A 19,081-nucleotide genomic window follows, 5' to 3' on the forward strand; every position below is an offset into this window, starting at 1 on the left:
CTTGAAAGATCATCTACATAACATGAATGATGACCTGCTGGTGAAATACCTGCTGCAGGAAGCTTCGCCTGCCGAAAACAGGCAGGTGGAAGGGTGGATCGCCGCAGATGCCACTAACCGCCGGTACTTTGAGCACTTTAAAATGATCTGGGACAAGAGCCGTGAACTGGCTGCCCAAAGTACCGTGAATGAGGAGAGCGCCTGGGAGCGTTTTCAGCAACGGGTAAGTGCAGGTAATACTTCTCAGGGCAGGGTAAGGTCATTGAACCGTGGACTTAGCGGTTGGCGGGTGGCTGCCATGCTGTTGCTTACAGGGGCCATTATTGCCATGATCTATTACTTTAACGGGAATGCCGGCAGGGATACACCGGTTACCCTGGCTGCCACGAATACCAGCCAGGTGGATACACTGCCGGATGGTTCCGTGATTACCCTTAACAGGCATTCATCGCTCAACTATGCAGGCGCCTTCAATAAGAAAAGCAGAACGGTTGAGTTACAGGGGGAAGCATTCTTTACTGTAACGCCCGATAAGAACAAACCTTTTATTGTAAATGTCAATGGCATTGCGGTTACCGTAACCGGTACCTCCTTCAATATTAAAACGCAGGGCACCAAAACAGAGGTGATCGTGGAAACAGGTACTGTACAGGTGAGCAATCACAAACAAACAATAACGCTTACTCCCAAAGAGAAAGTAACCGTGATACACCCGGATTCAGTGCTTACCAAAGAACAGGAAACCGACCAGCTTTATAGCTATTACCGGAATAAAATATTTGTGTGCGACCGCACACCCTTATGGAAATTTATACAGGTACTCAATGAGGCGTACGACTCCCATATCGTTATTGAGTCGCCCGAAAAAAGAAGTGAGCCTTACACAGCTACGTTTATTGATCAACCGCTCGATAGTATCCTGAATATAATGGCGCCATCCATGAATTTGACCATTACCCGAACAAACTCCACGATCATATTGAAATAGTTATACTACAGAACACACATTATGAAGCAGGCAGCAGCCATGAGATGCGTTATCTTGCTCTCCGGGATCTTATTGTTTTCTTTCACCATGTCAGCACAGAGTGTGCTGAACAGAACGGTTTCTTTTGCTGTAAACCGGCAGCCACTGGACCAGGTATTAGAGATATTAAGCAACAAGGCCGACTTTTATTTCTCTTATAATAGTAATATTATTAAAAGGGATAGCCTGGTTACACTGACAATAACCAATAGAACGGTAAAGCAGGTAATGGAACAGCTATTCCCGGAAGGATATGAATACCGGGAAAGCGGTAACTATATTATCCTCCGCCGTACGCCTATTAAGCTGACAGTGATTACTAACCGGACGGCGAGCGAAGAAAAGTTATATTATGTAAGTGGTTATATCCTGGACGACCAGACCGGTGAAACGGTAAGCAATGCCAGTATTTACGAAAAGAGCCAACTGGCCAATACTATTTCCGACGGACAGGGTTATTTTAAGATCAAACTAAAAAGCCGGTACGATAAGGCAGCGCTTACTGTAAGCAGGGAATTCTATGAGGATACTACCATTGTCATACAGCCTAAATACAACCAGCAGCTTTCCATTGCCATCATGCCGGTAGAAGTGTCGGATAAAACTATTACCATTGCGCCTTATACATTCGAAGCGCCCGATTCCATTGTTATTGCAGTGCGCAAGGCTGATAGTACACATTGGTTATATACGTACCGGAAAACTGATTCTGTAAAAGTAGAAAAAACAGCCATGGGTAAGTGGCTGTTACACACCTGGCAGAGAGTGCAAACGATCAATCTGCAAAAGTTCTTTGTAGCAAGGCCTTACCAGGTCTCGTTATTGCCATGGTTGAGTACGAACGGCCGCCTCAACAGCCAGGTTATTAATAACGTTTCACTCAATATATGGGGCGGCTATTCCGGCGGAGTGAAAGGAGTGGAGCTGGCAGGCTGGTTTAATATTGATAAAAAAGACGTACGCTGGCTGCAGGCAGCCGGCTGGTTTAATATTGTTGGCGGACAAGTGGATGGCGTACAACTGGCGGGTATTCATAATACGGTGCTGGACAGTGTAACCGGCGTGCAGGCAGCCGGTATTTCTAATTTTGTAAGGCGTCAGTTCATAGGGGCGCAATTGAGCGGTATTTACAACCATGTGGGTGGCAGCATGAATGGTTTGCAGGCTGCCGGTATAGGCAACTTTGCTAACAACGGAACCACAGGCGCCCAAGTCGCCGGTGTGCTTAACGTGAACCGCCGTAACCTCAGGGGCGCACAAATCGCCGGGGTACTGAACGTTAACTTCCAGGAAACGAAAGGAGCACAGATTGCCGGGGTCATCAATTACACCAAAAAGCTATCGGGGGTACAGGTCGGGCTGATTAATATTGCAGATACCTCCGACGGTTACAGCATTGGTCTTATCAATATCATCTTCAAAGGATACCATAAACTCTCCGTGTATGGTAATGAAGAGTTCCCCTTTAATGCGGCCTTTAAAACCGGCAACTCAAAACTGTACAGCATTTTGCTGGCAGGGGTAGAGCCTACTAAAGACAATAAAGCCTATACGTTTGGTTATGGCCTGGGCCGCGAATTCTATCTCAACAAAAAGCTGGCGGCGAATGGAGAGATCTCTGTGCAGCATGTTTATCTCGGTACCTGGGACTACCTCAACGTACTCACCCGGATGGAAGCGCACCTGAACTTCAGGCTGGGTAAATACCTTTCCGTCTTTGCCGGTCCGGCAATAGCTGTTTATTACTCCGAGCAAACGGCTAAAATTCCGGGCTACAAGCAAAACATACGCTCCATGGCGGCCGGTGATAAAGTGAAAGGATGGTTTGGTTTCAGCGCCGGCGTTAATCTCTTCTAAGGTTCATTATATGCTGCAGAATACTTATAAATAATGCCTGTAAATGTATACCCTTATACATCCCTGTGACAGACTACACGAAAACATTTTCGCATATTAGGTACGGCTTTAATACATAAGTTAAAAATGACGTAGGTCTAAAAAGACACATATTGCACATTGTGTGTCTCCTGTAAATTTGAATATTATATATATCTGGATTTGCTTGAGAGAAAAAATAACTTTCACTACGTTTACGTTTAGTTAACTGTATACCCTACACTCATTAATCAAGTACCTGCGAAAGCAAATAGGCGATCCATTTTCTATTTAAACTTATCCCGGTTCGTATGAAAAACTTTACCCCCTCAATCCAACAGGTAGGCTATTACCTGGTACCCAAAACAATTACCCGTTCGGTTTTGATCAGTATTATATTATTGGCCTCTGTGATAGGAGCCATAGCAGCACCTGGTTCGGGTACTGGTACTGATGATTTCCGGGTAGTTACTTTCTCTCAACATCCTTCACCCCGTAATATATGTGATGGAAGTGCTACTACTTTCACGGTAACAGCTTCGGGAGCAAGCGCCCTGACCTATCAGTGGCAGGTAAGTACCGATGGGGGAGGTTCATGGAATCCTACATTGGATGGCAGTACATACGCCAACTCGGGAACAGCTACCTTATCTGTATTGGTGGCTACCAGTTCCATGCATAATCACCAGTACCGCTGCCGGGTAACAGACAATTCGGGCAGCGTTAATTCCAATCCGGCTTTGCTTACGATCATTGCACGGCCAACTGTGAAAACTGGTTTTGGATCACAATCTATTTGCTCCAATGGAGGAGGTAGTATATCTGCACAAATTTTTGCAGGGCTCACCTATCAATGGCAGGTGAGCACCAACGGTACTACCTGGAGTAATCTTACTGATGTTGCTCCATATAGTGGAACCGCCTCCGGCTTGCTGGTCATCAGCAGTGGTGTTTCACTCGATGGTAATCTATATCGTTATGTCGCTACCAATACGGTTACCGGTTGCCAGGCTACCAGCGATCATGATACATTGAAGGTATTCCAGCCAGCCATTACCACGCCGCCTCCTGCTACTACAAATGCCTGCGCAGGCGGCAATGCTACTATCACCGTATCTGCTTCCAGCCCCCTGGCGCTTACTTACCAGTGGAGCCGTCCGGGGCCACCGGTAACGCCTCTTACAGAGACTGCTCCTTATAGTGGTACTACCACCAATACCCTGACCATTACGGGCGCTACCACGTCCCATGCAGGAGGTTACCTGGTAATTGTAACAGACGCGCTGGGATGTGCCACCACGGCTGCCTCTACTTTAAACGTATATAGTCCGCTTACGATCAATACGCATCCGCGCGATACCTTTGCCTGTGCCAATATAAATATCGGCAACGCATTCAGAGTTACGGTGGCGACCGGTAGTGGTCCGCTTACTTATCAATGGCAAACGGACAACGGAACCAATGGTGTTACCTGGTCCGACTACAACGCGCCTGTAAATACCAGCAGTACCACCAATTTGCTTTCCTTTACCCCTGCTACCATGGCTATGAACGGTTACAAATTTCGTGCATCTATAACCGGCGTCTGTGGAACTGTTTATTCCAACCCGGCCACCCTGCGGGTGCTGGCCGACGGGACCTGGAGGGGAACAACAAATACCAACTGGCATACAGCTTCTAACTGGTGTGGTGGTGTACCCACCAGTACTACAGATGTGCTGATACCCGCCTGGGCCCCCCGCATGCCGGTGATCAGTGCTGCTACCGGTACGGCATTTTCCCGCGCCCTTCATATTGAACCCGCGGCAAGGCTTACCATCAGTGGCGGAACTACTTCCATGAGCGGACCATTTAATATAGAAGGTACCGTGGCTTACACGGCCACCGCCGATCAGCCCATACTACCTGCTAATCACGGTTCACTGGAGATCAATGGAAGTGGTAACAAGTATATGCAAAGCAACATTGACATCAGCAATAACCTCGTACTGGGCGGCAGCGCCAAACTGGTTACAGGTACCAATATCCTGACCATGAAGACTGGCAGCAATCCTATCAGTGGCGCTACTTTCAATGGTACTACCATTACCAGTTGGATCGTTACCGGTAACGGAGGCAGTGGAACCGGCAATACAGGATTAGGAGGATTGCGCATTGAACAGGTAAATGCTGCCGATGGTGCTGTATTGTATCCTGTTGGCGCTACTCCTGCTGCGTATAATCCGCTGCTGTTAACCAATACAGGAACCATAGATAACTTTACCGTTGCGGTCAATGACCAGGTGATTCCCGGCGGCATTCTCCAATCGGGTATTGACCGTACCTGGCTGGTAGGCGAAGCAACGCCCGGCGGAAGTAATATCTCCCTCGAATTGAGATGGGCAGATACCGAAGAGTTGTCGCTCTTTAACCGCACAGTTTCTGAAGTCATACGCTCCGATGGTTCTACCATAGTGCAAACCAGCACTACGGCTGCAGCCAGCGGTACTGATCCCTTTACACGCGCTGCCAATGCATTCACGGTACTCACACAGTTCAGTGTGGCCAGCCATGCCGCGATGCTTCCCATATCATTAACTGCCTTTAATGCACAGATAGTTAATAAAACCACGGCCAGCCTTAACTGGAAAACGGATGGAAATGATGCGGGGGGCGTTTTTGTGGTGCAGAAACTGGCTAAAGGTCCCGCTTTCGCAGACATTGGCGCGGTGAACCAGGAAGCCGGTAAAACAAACTACAGCTTTACCGATTACCTCCTGGGCACTGGTATCAGCCAGTACCGCCTGAAAATAACTGAACCCGGCCATCAAGAGAAATACAGCAAACCTATACAGGTAAACAATCCGCTTACCAATCAGCAGATTGAATTAAGGCCATCTGTTACCAATAAAGAACAAACCAGTCTATACCTTAACCTTTCATCAAAAGACCGGATATCCGTTGCCATCATTGATATGATGGGACGTGTGCAACTGAATAAAGTAGTACAACTGGATAAAGGTGAACACAACCTGCCTTTATCCATTGGCCACCTGGCCAAAGGTGTCTACCACGTTCGCGTTACCGGCAGCTCTACCATTAACCAATCCTTACACCTGGTGAAGCAATAAACCAGCCATTATTCAAACCTGTTGTTGCCAAATCAGAACCACTATGTCCAAATAGAAATACCGGGAGTAGCCATACTCCTGGTATTTCCTTACACCGTAAAAAAACAATACTCATGAATGTACCTCTACAGAAATGGTATAAGCGCATTATACCGTTGCTACTTATCTTTTGCTTGCTATGCAACCAGTTGGCAGCTTCGCCGGATTGTCCCATCATATCGGGCAACTTTTCCGGTTTGTCTGATGGCACAACAGTAAACAACAGTTCTACCGGCTGGTACCTCAATGCCACCAATGTGGCGTCCGGTTCGATATTCTGGGTAAAATCCAACCGCTTTCATGCCCAGGAACTGGGTGGTGAAGGCGTTTGGTATTCCAAAGTGTTTTCTGTGGCAGGCTATACTGATTTCCAGATAGCCACCAAGATCACTGCGGAAGGGGATATGAACAGCTCAGAATACGTAAAGGTCTATTACAAGATCAACGGAGGCGCCGAGATATTGCTTGATCAACGTACCGGCAACTTTGGTACTGTTGATTTTATTTCTCCTTTACTGAATGGCAGTAACGTTCAGTTTGTTATCAGGATCTATAACTACAATAACGGGGGCTCACAAACCTCCAAATATTACGTTGAAGATTACCGCGTGTTTAAAGAACATGGTCCCTGTGCGGGTGGTATACCTGTATCTGTTTCGGCAGGTAATAATGGTGTGCTTACTTGTACCAATGGTTCTTTAACCCTGAGTGCCAGTTCTTCTGCATCCGGTGTTAGCTATAGCTGGACAGGCCCCGGCAGCTTTACTTCTAATGCCCAGAGCCCTGTTATTAACGTGGCAGGTACGTATAATGTAGTAGCCACCAATAGCTCGGGTTCCGGATCGGCCAGTATTACCGTTACTGAAAACAAAGCGGCCCCCGGTGTTACGGCCACAGGCGCTTCATTGGGATGCGCCAGCAGTGTTACCATCAGCGCTACTTCACAGGTAGCCAATGCACAATATTCATGGTCTGGGCCTGGTTTTTCCAGTACCCTGCAAAACCCGGTGGTTTCTACTGCAGGAACTTACACGGTTACAGTTACCAATCCTGCCAACGGTTGTACTTCTTCCCAGCAGGTACAGGTTACGGCTGGTAGTGTTACCGCTTCTAGTTTCTGGCTGGAAGATTTTACTTTTGGCAATGGTACTACAACAGATGCGGGCGCTACTCCCTGGACGCTGGAGAATTCCGCCGCCGGTACTTTCTCAGTGCAGAGCAATGAGCTGATGGTTTCCTTTAATGCTGGTAACGAAGGCGTATGGAAATCAGGGGTTATTAATATTGCTTCCAAAAGTAACGTGGTATTCTCCCTTCACCTGCGCAGCGGCACTGCAGGGTCCAGTGATTTCTTTGAAGATGATGATTATATCAGGGTTTACTATAAACTGGATGGCGGAACAGAAACACTGCTTTTTAGTGATATTAATGGGTTGAAGGGAACCAATACTGGTACAGCCCGTGATACCGTTGTTTCGCCTGTATTGAATGGCAGCAACCTGCAGATCATTGTAAAGCTGAGGAATTCCAGTAATACGGAGCGTTATTATTTAGATAATGTAAATCTTACCGGCTATAATACAGGAACGTCTCCCCTCAGTGCTTCTGTAACAGGTGTGGCTACCTGTACAGGTACTGCCCAACTGAATGCCACTGCTACCAGTGCGGTATCTTCCTGGTCGTGGACTGGCCCCAATGGATTTACTTCTGCGCTGCAGAATCCTGCAGTAAGTGCAGGCGGGCAATACGTTGTAACGGCTAACTTCACTGATGGTTGTTCGGCCTCAGTACCGGTAACCGTTACGGAGAATAAGACCGCGCCAGGCGTTACAGCCAGCGGCGGCAGCCTGGCCTGCTTTACCAGCATTACCATCAATGCCAGCTCACCATTGGCTACAGCGCAATATAGCTGGAGCGGTCCCAATAGCTTCACCAGTGCCCTGAAGAATCCTTCAGTTACTGCTGCAGGCACCTATACCGTGACCGCAACCGATCCGGCCAACGGATGTACATCCGTCCAGTCTGTACAGGTAACCCCTGCTTATGGAGTGGCGGGCACGTTGTGGCAGGAAGCATTCCCCACCAACGGTATCAGCGTGGATACCGATGCCACGTCCTGGTCAATAACAGCTCCGTCTGGCGCTGTAGCGGCTACCAACGGCAACCAGTTCAGGGTAAGCAATGTGGGTACTACCAGTGAAGTGGTATGGACATCGGGCAGCATCAACATTGCCGGTAAATCCAATGTAAGCATTAGCGCCGGCGTAAGGAGTTCTGTCATCAACAGCGCCGTGATGAATCCTGACGGCGAGTTTGGCGACTACCTGCGTTTCTATTATCAACTGGATAATGGAACTGCCGTATTATTCAACGAAAAGAAAGGCATCATCAATAGTCACAACACTACACTCACTGCCATATCGGTAGGATCATTGAGCGGTAGCAGCCTGCGTATCATTGTACGCGCCAGGGCTACCGGTAATGATGAGTTCTATTATTTTGACAATGTAACCGTGACCGGCACAGACCAAAGCACGCTTACTGCGCTCGCCTCCGCTAATGGGGCTATTAGCTGTAGCAGCGGTACAGTTACCCTGGCGGGCAGCTCCAATACCGCGGGTGTAAACTATAGCTGGTCTGGTCCGGGTAGTTTCTCTTCCCCCCTGCAAAACCCGTCAGTATCTGTTGCAGGTACTTATACACTTACTGTAACCGATCCTTCTACTAATTGTACGGCTACAGATACAGCGTTGGTAAGCACCAACCTGGTGGCTACCAACCTGTGGCAGGAACAATTCCCCACTAACGGTATCAGTGTTGATACAGATGCTACGCCCTGGTCAATTGCAGCCCCGTCCGGTGCTGTAGCTGCTACCAATGGCAACCAGTTCAGGGTGAGCAATACAGGCACCACCGGCGAAGTGGTGTGGACATCCGGCAAGATCAATATTGCGGGTAAAACCAATGTTACCATCGCTGCCGGTATTAGAAGTGCTGTTACAGGCAGCGGCGTGATGAATGAAACCGGTGAGTATGCAGACTATATCCGGTTTTATTATAAACTCAATAATGGTGCTGAAACCCTGTTCCATGAAGATAAGTCGGATGTGAACAGCCACAGCACTACGCTGAAAGCGCTGTCCAGTGGTGCTTTGAATGGCGACAGCCTCCGCATCGTTGTACGCGCCAGGGCTACCGGCAATGACGAGTTCTATTACTTCGATAATGTACTCATTACCGGTGTATCACAAAGTGGCCTTGATGCAAGCGCTTCTGTAAACGATACGCTTGATTGTATGACCAGCTCAGTTACCTTGTCGGGTAGTTCAACGGCGACGGGTGTAACTTATAGCTGGACAGGTCCTAACGGATTTACAGCTGCTACACAAAATGCCTCTACATCAACACCTGGTACTTATACGTTAACAGTGAGCAATGGAAGCTGTTCTGCAACGGCGGATGTTACAGTAATACAGGGAGGTACCCCACCGGCCAATGTACAGGTAGGTCCTGCTGATCCTGATAGTGTACTTACCTGTAACAGGAACCATGTGTATGTTGTTGCCAGCTCTTCCACACCAGGTGTGTTCTATAGCTGGTCAGGTCCCGATTGGTCTGGTGTTTCGGGTAGTACCATCACTGCCTTTAACCCGGGCGTTTATACAGTAGTAGTGACCGACCCTGCAAATGGTTGTACGACTACCAGGACTTATACTGTGAAGGAAAACAGGGCATTCCCGGGAGCGTCTACAACGCCCAACCTGGCGCTGTTGACCTGTACAAATCCCAGCATATTGATCACAGCAGGTGCTACCAATTCCACCGCGGTTACATATACCTGGACAAGGCCCGATAGCACCACTGCAACAGGTGGTACCATTACGGCTACTACACCGGGTAATTACGGGTTACTGGTTACAGATACCACGAATGGTTGTACCACCTGGACCGGAGCAAGTATCATTGAATACAGAATAGTGCCATCTGGTCTCAGCATTACGGCTCCCGCCAATGCCGGCGCCCTTACCTGTACCAATCCGCAGGTAACGCTTACCGGTAATGCCACTTCCGGCAATGTGAACTATAGCTGGAGTGGTCCCGGAGGTTTCAATGCTACTACTTCTGCAATTAATGCTTCTGTACAGGGTGAATATACCATGACAGCTACCCATACAGTCAGCGGCTGTTCTGCTTTTGTAAACTATAATGTTGTACAGGATATGGAAGCCCCGGCTGCTGTAGTTATTACGCCTGTACCGGCCAACGCTATGATCACCTGTACGGCGCCTAATGTAAACCTTAACAGTAGTTCTACTACACCTAACGTAACGTATAGCTGGAGTGGACCTTCTTTCTCATCAGCTATTCCCAATCCTGCTGTGGATGGAGGTGGTACCTATACAGTAACGGTTACCAATCCGGCCAATGGTTGTACCACGATCGATAGTATAGCTGTAACGGAGAACACTACACCTCCTGCCGGTGTAACGGCCTTTAGTTCTGACCAGTTAACCTGCTTTAATGAAACCGTTAACATCAATGGTAATTCCGGTTCATCGAATGTTTCGTATAGCTGGACAGGTCCCAACGGGTTTACAGCCAATTCAAAGAACGCCGCGGTATCAGTAGCCGGTCCTTACAATCTGACGGTAACCGACAATGTCAATGGTTGTAAGGGGACCGCTGTTGCCAATGTGATCCAAAACATCACACCTCCTGATATTACGGTGTCTAATACAGGACCGCTTACCTGTGAGGTATTCGATGCGGAAATACATGGCTCTTCTACTACCCCTAATGTAAGCTATAGCTGGACGGGGCCGGAAGGCTTTGCGTCTAACTCGCCTGATGAACTGGTATTCTTCCCGGGTGATTATATCCTGACCGTGCTTAACCTCAACAACGGTTGTACGGCTACCGATACTACTACGGTAGAGCAGGATCTTACCGGTTGTGAAGCCGTAAAACCAGGCAATGTAAAAACTGGAACCGTGCAGTCCGAAACTGCCGCTACCCAATCCGGCAAAGCTGCGTTGGAGTACAGAGCCTATCCGAATCCGTTTAGCGACAGGATCAATGTAGAGTTCAAAACACCGGAAAATGCGGTAGTGAATGTTGGCATCTACAATACGGTAGGGGCCTGCAAAAAAGTGTTGTTCAACAACACCGTGCAGCCCGGACAATTATACAAACTGCCGTTTGATGCTACCTTACTGCCGCCGGGCGTATACTATTGTGTGATCAGAATAAATGGCAAACCATATACTATAAAAATGATTGCCATTAAAAAATAGGTAATTCTAATGGGTCAACAGCCGGGCATGAAGCGTAATGCCGATTGCCCGGCTTTTTTAAAATCCAAATCCAATGGTGTATATGTATACAACTTTACCTAAGCATCCTACATACCTGTTACCGGTCTTACTGGCGCTTTGCTGTGGCCGGGTTTGGGCTGGGCCGGGTATGCCGGTGGGCAGCGGGAAACAGTCACCGCACACCCTAAAAACAACCCCTGCTGACTTCTGGGCAGAGCAATTTGCGCTGTCCAATGGTACCCTTTCAGGGACCGGCGCTACGCCCTGGACAACGCAGTATACCGGGCCCGGACAGGCATCACAAAGATTTGCTGTATTCAGCAATGAATTCAGGATTAACAATATTACTGTAAATGGTACCGGAACCTGGACATCCGGCAGCATCAATATTGCAGGCAAAACCAATGTTGCCATAGCTATTGATGTACGCAGTGGCGTTACCGGCAATGGCTCACTGGATGATGATAACAGCGAGCATTACGATTACCTCAGCCTGTATTATAAAATTGATGGTGGCGCCGAGCAGTTGTTCTGGGAAAAACGTGGAGCTATCAATAATAACAGCTCCATTAATACTACGATTACAAAAGATTCACTGAGCGGATCAATGTTACAGATCATTGTGAGGGCAAGGGCCACTGCTACCGATGAGTTCTACTTTTTCGATAATGTAGCGGTATCTGGTACCGACCAGGTAACCATAGATGCCGATGCCACGGTGAGCGGCATACTTACCTGTACAGATACTACCGTATTACTATCCGGTACTTCTTCTGTTGCCGGTGTAAGCTATAGCTGGACAGGTCCTAATGGCTTTACTGCTGGTGATCAGCAAACGGCTGTAAACGTTCCGGGACTCTATACCTTAACGGTGACAGGCGCCGGTGGCGCTGTTACTACAGATACCGTTACGGTAATGCAGGATATAGTACTCCCTATCAACCTTACGGCTTTTGCCAATGACCGGCTTACTTGCTTCATACCTGTGGTAACGATCAGGGGCAATTCCGGTACGCCAGGTGTTACTTATAGCTGGGCAGGGCCCGGAGGATTTACGGCTTCCACGGCCATTACTACTGTAACAGTTAGTGGTCTCTATGCCTTAACGGTCACCAACCCGGTGAATGGTTGCTTCCGCACCATACCGCTTACAGTAATGGAAAACAAAACGCCTCCTGCTGATGTAACAGCTACCGTTTCAGGTATACTTACCTGTACGGAAACCCTGGTGACTATTACAGGCAGCTCTTCCACGCCTAATGCAGGTTATAACTGGATAGGTCCCGAAGACTTTGCCTCCTCTTCATCTGAAGAATGGGTGAGTGCGCCCGGTAACTACATCCTTACTGTCATGAACCAGCAGAATGGTTGTGTGGCGTCTGCCACGGTTACCGTACAACAAGACCTCAGTGAATGCCAGAGTCGGAAAGCTAAAACTGCTTCCCCCAAACGTAAACAATAACAGGACAATTCGCAGGCCTTGATGCCTGCCTTAAAATAAAGGTGGTAAGCGTCTCTGATTAGTACATCCCCCTGCGTTTGCGGGGGGATTTATTTTAGTAAAACACTTTATAGTATTTCTACATATCCGTCTGTTCCATTCACCCGGATCCTCTGTCCGTCTTTGATCAGCCTGGTAGCATGCTCCACGCCGACAACTGCCGGTAAGCCATATTCACGTGCGATCACTGCTCCATGGGTCATCAGTCCACCTACTTCGGTGACCAGTCCTTTTATGGATACAAACAAGGGTGTCCAGCTAGGGTCAGTAAAGGAAGTGACCAATATATCTCCGGCTGAAAGATCAGCATCTTCCATGTTTAAGATCACACGTGCCCGTCCCTCTATAACTCCGGAAGAAACGGCCAGACCTGCAATAGCTCCGGCCGGGATATTTTCCCGTTTGTACGCACTTGCAATAATTTCACCATCAGACGTGATAACGCGTGGGGGAGTTAGTTTTTCATATAGTTTGTATTCGTCTTTTCGTTTGTTGATAAGCTGGTAATATAGCTTATGGGTGTCTACGACTTCGTGAAGCTCTTCAAACGTGAGATAGTATATATCTTCTCTTTCCTGAATAACCCCGGCCTGTACGAGTTGTTCCGCTTCTTTCAGGATAGCCTGCTTATAAATGAAATACCTGCTAACCATGACGTATTTTGGATATTCACGATAACCGGCGAAATTCCGGACCAGGTCGATCATTCGTTTTGTTGCTGTGGCTTTTTGTTCACCATCCGGTAATGGCGCCAACCGTTCTAATAACTCCTGTTCTTTTTTTAAAGCCTCCTGTCGCCCTTGTTCAAATTTCCGGTTGCCGGCACCAGGATCAAAATTTTTGATATGACTAAGGATCATGGGTACAAGTGTAGCAGGGTTTTCACTCCAACGGGTTCTTGTAATATCAATTTCTCCCGCACAGCGCATTCCATATTTGTTAAGATAGGCCTCGATCGCGTCCCGGGTTTCCTTTCCACCATCCAACTTCTCCAGTTTATCCAAAAAGTTATCATCTTTCACCTGTTTCAAATAGTCAATTACTTCCGGATATGGACGAATCACATCTGCGACATCCAATAGCTCCAGGCCCATTGCCGACGTAATATTGTTGGGCACAGATTGAGAAAGGGTGTCTGCCGCATTTTTTTCACCTAACCATTCGTTCATTTTTTCATTGATCCATGAGGAAGCATTCATACCAGTCATGACCACACCAAAACTTTCCGAGCCAGCCGTAGTTTTCCTTAATTCCTGGATATCTTCCAGGATAAAATCAAATAGTTCCGATCCGGATTTTGTTTGGATGTTTTGTTTTAATGCTTCTATCGATGCTTGATTACTCCTGATCAATTCAGAAACGATTGCCGGGTCGTATTCTTTTAGTGTTTGATAATCCCGATGCAACATACCTTTATTGTCTTTACCGGGACCTTGCTCTTTTTTGTCATCCGGCAAAGGTGTTATAACATCTTCCCGGTCTATGAGGGTTGTCAATGCGTCTTTTATGAGCGGGTCGTTTTTTCCCAGAACATTTATTATTGTGTCTCTGCCGGCAGACGAAGCCAGCATCGGTGCAACATCAACAAACAACCTCCCAGCAGCGGTACGCATAGGTGCAGGAGTTGTTAACAGCCAAAATGACAATCCCAATGGTTTCAGGGCGTCGGTCATCATTTGCTGATGACCCACAGATATATATACGTGATAGCCATAGCTATAGGGATCCTGATCATTCTCCGACCGGGTCAATAGGCCGGGGATCGGGTATAACGTAGTGATTGGCCGGCTCTGGACAATATAAAAAGTATCATCAACCAGGCACCATTCGATGTCCTGGGGGCGGCCGAAATGTTTTTCGATCTTTCTGCCCATGTGCTCAAGCTGTAAGATCTGCTCATCCGTCAGCGCCTGCCGGTTCTGCTGCTCAGGCCCGATCTCCTGTTCTTGTGTACCCCCGTCTTGTAAGGCATAAATAGCCAGTTTCTTGGCGGATATCTTCTTGTCAGTAACCTTTCCGTTGCTCACTTTATAGTGGTCAGCATTCACGAGGCCGGAGACCATGGCTTCACCAAGCCCGAAGCTGGCGTCAATGGATAGTACTTTCCTGTTGGAAGAGACGGGATCAGCAGTGAATAAAATTCCTGCCGCCTGCGGGAAGACCATCTTCTGTACAACCACAGCCAGGTACACTTTACGGTGGTCGAAGCCGTTTTGCATCCGGTAGATTACCGCACGATCCGTAAATAGAGAAGCCCAGCACCTGCTGATATGTTGTAGGATGGCTTCCTTTCCGATAACGTTCAAATAGGTATCCTGCTGGCCTGCGAAGGATGCCGTCGGCAGGTCTTCTGCCGTAGCGCTGGACCGCACAGCAAAGGCATCTGTTGAATCAAACTTTGTGAGATAACCCGTGATCGCTGAGGTTATATCCTCAGCAATGGGTATGCTTTCGATGGCCATACGGATCTTTGCGCTGATCTCGCTGATAGCTGACCGCTCTTCTGCCTTAAAATGCGTTAATTCATCCAGCAAGCTGTTGAGCTGCTGATTATTTTCGGTTATTTTTTTATACGCTTCGGTGGTAACGCAAAAACCCTCCGGTACCCGTATCCCCTTGATCCTGGACAGTTCGCCCAGATTAGCGCCCTTGCCTCCTGCAGCTATAAACTTTGATCTGTCGATCTCCTGAAAACAGAGCACATACGAGTTCATATTTTTTTCCTCCATCTTTTCTATTTTGAAAGATTAAATGTAATGATTCTGTATACTTTTAAATTGTCCTGTTTTCGAGTATGGATTCAGGTGTATTTACATACGCATCAGGTTGGGATATAGCCTGAGGTACAGTTGGGCGCATCCCATTTTTCACCACCTCTCACTCCCTTATTGCCAATATCCTGTTTATTATAACGGAGGAATACATTCCCATGGATCATATACATCCATTTCTTTGAATGCAAAACTATTGCCCGGAGCAGGCTGTGCTGTTATACGATTTCAGGTATTGTTTATATAATTCGGTGTTACCTGTTAAAAAATGTTGAATTATACGTTATCCAATGGCTTGCGGTGGTGGTCTTTCTGTTTCCTGAATTCCGAAGGGTTAAAGCCTGTTGTCTTTTTAAACTGGGCCGAGAGGTGGGCCACGCTGCTATAGCCGAGCTGGAAGGCGATCTCGCTGAGGCTTAATTCACCATACGTCAGCAACTCTTTTACCCGTTCTATTCTTTGCAGGATCACGTATTTCTCAATGGTGATGCCTTCCACTTCCGAAAACAGCTTGCTGAGGTAAGAGTAATCTTTATGCAGGGTATCGGACAGCAGCACGGAAAACTTATGGTTATCATCCAGTTCCCCGGCATGGATAAGTCGGATAATGGTAGTGCGTATTTGCTCAATGGTCTTTCGTTTCTGGTCGTTCAGTATTTCAAACCCCAGGGAGGTCAGGTTGGTCTTAATGGCTTCCAGTTGTTTGCTGTTGGGCGTTTTTTCCAACTCTACTTCTCCCAGTTTCACATTCACCGGGTGAAGGCCTTCCTGTTCAAATACCTGCTTTACTACCAGGATACAGCGGTTGCAGACCATATTCTTGATGTATAATTCCATGATGCGCAAGGTAATAATATTGTGGAGAGTTAACCGTCGAAAAGAACTTACCGGCTATCTTAACATACCAGCAATCCGTCTAATTTAAAGACATTTTAATCCCGCCATTGTTTGAATTTCATAATTTCGATTATGGGTAAGGCGGAATCAATCAGCGACTTTTACAAACGGATCGGCAGTCCTGCTTCCGGAACCGGGCGGGTAATTTATGATAAACAACACCAGCGCCAGGAGTTGGGCCACCTGAATGTGTACAGGCGCAGCGACTTCTACTGCAAAACCTATTCTCCGTATAACCGTCGTGACTTTTATAAGATATCGCTTATTATAGGAGAGGGCATGTTGTATTATGCCGACAAGGGGATCAAAATAGATAAGCCGGCTTTATTATTCTCCAATCCTACTATCCCTTATGCCTGGGAAGCTTCTTCTTCCCGGCAGGAAGGATTCTTCTGCCTGTTTGATCAGCAGTTTGCCGACCGCACTACCCGCAATGAAGGCATCATGGAGTCGCCATTATTTAAAATAGGCGGCGATCCCATCTATTTTGTCACTCCTCAACAGGTGGATTTCCTGTGCGACATATTCGCTAAAATGCAGGTGGAGCTTGAATCGGAGTACATTCATAAATATGACCTGCTGCGCAATTATGTGAACCTGATCATTCATGAAGCATTGAAGTCAAAACCTGCCGACAGTTATTTCCAGCATACGAATGCTTCCTCCAGAATAGTTGCTTTATTTATTGAATTGCTGGAAAGGCAGTTCCCTATTGACTCGCCCGACCATGTGCTGAAGCTGAAAACAGCGGGTGATTATGCCCTGCACCTATCGGTCCACGCCAATCACCTGAACCGCGTAGTAAAGGAGGTCACCGGCAAAACAACTACCGAGCATATAGCCGATCGTATTGTGAAAGAAGCGAAGGCCCTGTTGCTGCATACCAACTGGAACGTGTCTGAGATAGCCTATAGTCTTGGTTTTGAATACCCCGCCTACTTTAACAACTTCTTTAAAAAACAAACGCAACAAACGCCCAGATCATTCCGGGCATAGCTTGTTTGAATTTTATAGCTTTTTGTTTGAAATGTATAACGGTTGTGCTGGTGTCCTTGGATACCTTTACATATACATACTTTAATCAGTACCCTTTTTAAACGTTCGCCTGCCATCTCTGAAAATCACACAGATTGTAACTCATAAGCATGTCAAGAAATCAACTGGTTAGCCTGACAGGGCTGCTAAGCATCTTCTGCTTCCAGGTAGCGGAAGCGCAGGTGCTTACCCTGAAGGAGGCTGTACAAACAGCCCTGCACAATTACAGCGCTATTAAAGCAAAGGTCAATTATGTCAATGCTTCCAAAGCTACCGTTAAGCAAAGCGTTAAGGAATACCTGCCCGATCTTAGTATTTCCTTTCAGCATGACTATGGAACAGTGAACGGTCAAACAGGCCCGTTATACGCACTTCGTGGAGCAAGCGCAGCCTCTTCTTCCGGACAACCACTGGCAGAACAAAATTGGCATGCGGCCTTCGGCGCACTATACCTCACCAATGTCAACTGGGACTTCTTTTCCTTTGGCCGAGCGAAGGAAAAGATCAAAACAGCACAGGCAGTAGTGGCCCGGGATGAAAGTGACCTGGCGCAGGAACAATTCCAGCATGAGATACGGGTATCGGCTGCTTACATGAACCTGCTGGCGGCGCAACGGCTTACCCAATCCTGGCAAAATAACCTCGACAGGGCAGTGGCTTTGCAGGGAATCGTGACCACGCGTGTAAAGAACGGCCTGAATGCGGGGGTAGATTCTTCCCTGGCAAATGCCGAAGTATCCGGCGCCAGAATAGTATTAACACGGGCAAAGGATTATGAGCAGGAACAGGCCAACCAACTGGCTATATTAATGGGTGTGCCTATGCAGGACTTCATACTGGATACCCAATTTGTGGCCCGTATACCGGCAGCTTTTTATGATACGGCTACCAATCGCCAGCAACACCCGTTGCTTGCTTTTTACCAGCGCCGTATTGACCTGAGTAATGAACAGGCAAAATATTTCAGGACCTTCAATTACCCCACGTTCACCTTGTTTGGCGTTTTTCAGGGAAGAGGTTCCGGCTTCGACCCTAACTATGGCATACAAGGCCTGGATAAATACAGCCAGAGTTACGGGAAAGGGATCGACCCGGTGCGCGCCAACTACCTGCTGGGCGTGGGCATGGTCTGGAACCTTACCACTCCTTTACGGATACAGCAGCAGGTAACTGCTCAGAAATTTATATCACAGGCATTGAAAGATGAATATGATCTTACTGATCAGCGATTAAAGGCCCAGTTGGTGCTGGCCGATAACAAGATCACCAATGCATTGGACAACTACCGGGAGGCGCCGGTGCAGGTAAAAGCTGCTTCCGATGCGTACCTCCAGAAATCGGTATTGTATAAGAACGGGCTTACGAATATGGTGGATGTAACGCAGGCCCTCTATGCACTGAACCGTGCTGAAACAGACCGTGCCATTGCCTATAACAATGTATGGCAGGCACTGTTATTGAAAGCAGCCGCCACCGGAGATTTCGCTTTATTTTTTAATGAGTTTTAATTG

The 19,081-nt window shown here is 47.5% G+C and carries 9 protein-coding genes; 7 read left to right on the forward strand and 2 right to left on the reverse strand.

Annotation, left to right across the window (positions count from 1 at the left end; genetic code table 11):
• Position 1: 1 nt before the first annotated feature.
• The 5 genes from HB364_RS09770 (at position 2) to HB364_RS09790 (ending at position 12,828) form a co-directional block, all read left to right on the forward strand.
• Positions 2-988, forward strand: coding sequence for a FecR domain-containing protein (locus tag HB364_RS09770; protein WP_167287807.1), 987 nt, complete (start codon positions 2-4; stop codon positions 986-988).
• 39 nt (positions 989-1,027) lie between these two features.
• Positions 1,028-2,884 (forward strand): STN and carboxypeptidase regulatory-like domain-containing protein, encoded by a 1,857-nt coding sequence (locus HB364_RS09775; RefSeq protein ID WP_167287808.1) that lies wholly within the window; start codon positions 1,028-1,030, stop codon positions 2,882-2,884.
• Between the two features lie 329 nt (positions 2,885-3,213).
• A complete protein-coding gene (locus HB364_RS09780) occupies positions 3,214-6,012 on the forward strand; it encodes an immunoglobulin domain-containing protein (protein ID WP_167287809.1) in 2,799 nt (932 codons plus the stop codon).
• Positions 6,013-6,125: 113 nt separating this feature from the next.
• Positions 6,126-11,345: a T9SS type A sorting domain-containing protein gene (locus tag HB364_RS09785; RefSeq protein WP_167287810.1), complete on the forward strand. Its 5,220-nt coding sequence runs from the start codon at positions 6,126-6,128 to the stop codon at positions 11,343-11,345.
• An 82-nt stretch (positions 11,346-11,427) separates the two neighbouring features.
• Complete coding sequence (locus tag HB364_RS09790; RefSeq protein ID WP_167287811.1) at positions 11,428-12,828, forward strand: autotransporter outer membrane beta-barrel domain-containing protein; 1,401 nt, start codon at positions 11,428-11,430, stop codon at positions 12,826-12,828.
• A gap of 107 nt (positions 12,829-12,935) precedes the next feature.
• Here the strand turns inward: HB364_RS09790 and ppsA are convergent, their stop codons facing one another.
• Together ppsA and HB364_RS09800 are read right to left on the reverse strand one after the other, a co-directional pair.
• Positions 12,936-15,596 carry a phosphoenolpyruvate synthase gene (ppsA, locus tag HB364_RS09795; protein ID WP_246228460.1) on the reverse strand — a complete coding sequence of 887 codons (2,661 nt, stop codon included), beginning with the start codon at positions 15,594-15,596 and terminating at the stop codon, positions 12,936-12,938.
• Positions 15,597-15,914: 318 nt separating this feature from the next.
• Positions 15,915-16,475, reverse strand: a complete 561-nt coding sequence (locus HB364_RS09800) for a helix-turn-helix domain-containing protein (protein ID WP_208419923.1) — start codon at positions 16,473-16,475, stop codon at positions 15,915-15,917.
• A 132-nt stretch (positions 16,476-16,607) separates the two neighbouring features.
• On the opposite strand from HB364_RS09800, the gene HB364_RS09805 reads away from it, so the two are divergent.
• Both HB364_RS09805 and HB364_RS09810 read left to right on the forward strand, forming a co-directional pair.
• Complete coding sequence (locus HB364_RS09805) at positions 16,608-17,531, forward strand: helix-turn-helix domain-containing protein (protein ID WP_167287813.1); 924 nt, start codon at positions 16,608-16,610, stop codon at positions 17,529-17,531.
• Positions 17,532-17,680: 149 nt separating this feature from the next.
• Positions 17,681-19,078 carry a TolC family protein gene (locus HB364_RS09810; protein ID WP_167287814.1) on the forward strand — a complete coding sequence of 466 codons (1,398 nt, stop codon included), beginning with the start codon at positions 17,681-17,683 and terminating at the stop codon, positions 19,076-19,078.
• Positions 19,079-19,081: the final 3 nt, after the last annotated feature.

Origin of the sequence: Paraflavitalea devenefica (assembly GCF_011759375.1) — a bacterium.
GTDB classification, from domain to species: Bacteria; Bacteroidota; Bacteroidia; order Chitinophagales; family Chitinophagaceae; genus Paraflavitalea; species Paraflavitalea devenefica.

Excerpts from the sequence above, each read along its gene's own strand:
- ppsA (WP_246228460.1), bottom strand. The coding sequence starts at position 15,596 with ATGGAGGAAAAAAATATGAACTCGTATGTGCTCTGTTTTCAGGAGATC.
- HB364_RS09785 (WP_167287810.1), top strand. The coding sequence starts at position 6,126 with ATGAATGTACCTCTACAGAAATGGTATAAGCGCATTATACCGTTGCTA.
- HB364_RS09805 (WP_167287813.1), top strand. The coding sequence starts at position 16,608 with ATGGGTAAGGCGGAATCAATCAGCGACTTTTACAAACGGATCGGCAGT.
- HB364_RS09775 (WP_167287808.1), top strand. The coding sequence starts at position 1,028 with ATGAGATGCGTTATCTTGCTCTCCGGGATCTTATTGTTTTCTTTCACC.
- HB364_RS09780 (WP_167287809.1), top strand. The coding sequence starts at position 3,214 with ATGAAAAACTTTACCCCCTCAATCCAACAGGTAGGCTATTACCTGGTA.
- HB364_RS09810 (WP_167287814.1), top strand. The coding sequence starts at position 17,681 with ATGTCAAGAAATCAACTGGTTAGCCTGACAGGGCTGCTAAGCATCTTC.
- HB364_RS09800 (WP_208419923.1), bottom strand. The coding sequence starts at position 16,475 with ATGGAATTATACATCAAGAATATGGTCTGCAACCGCTGTATCCTGGTA.
- HB364_RS09790 (WP_167287811.1), top strand. The coding sequence starts at position 11,428 with ATGTATACAACTTTACCTAAGCATCCTACATACCTGTTACCGGTCTTA.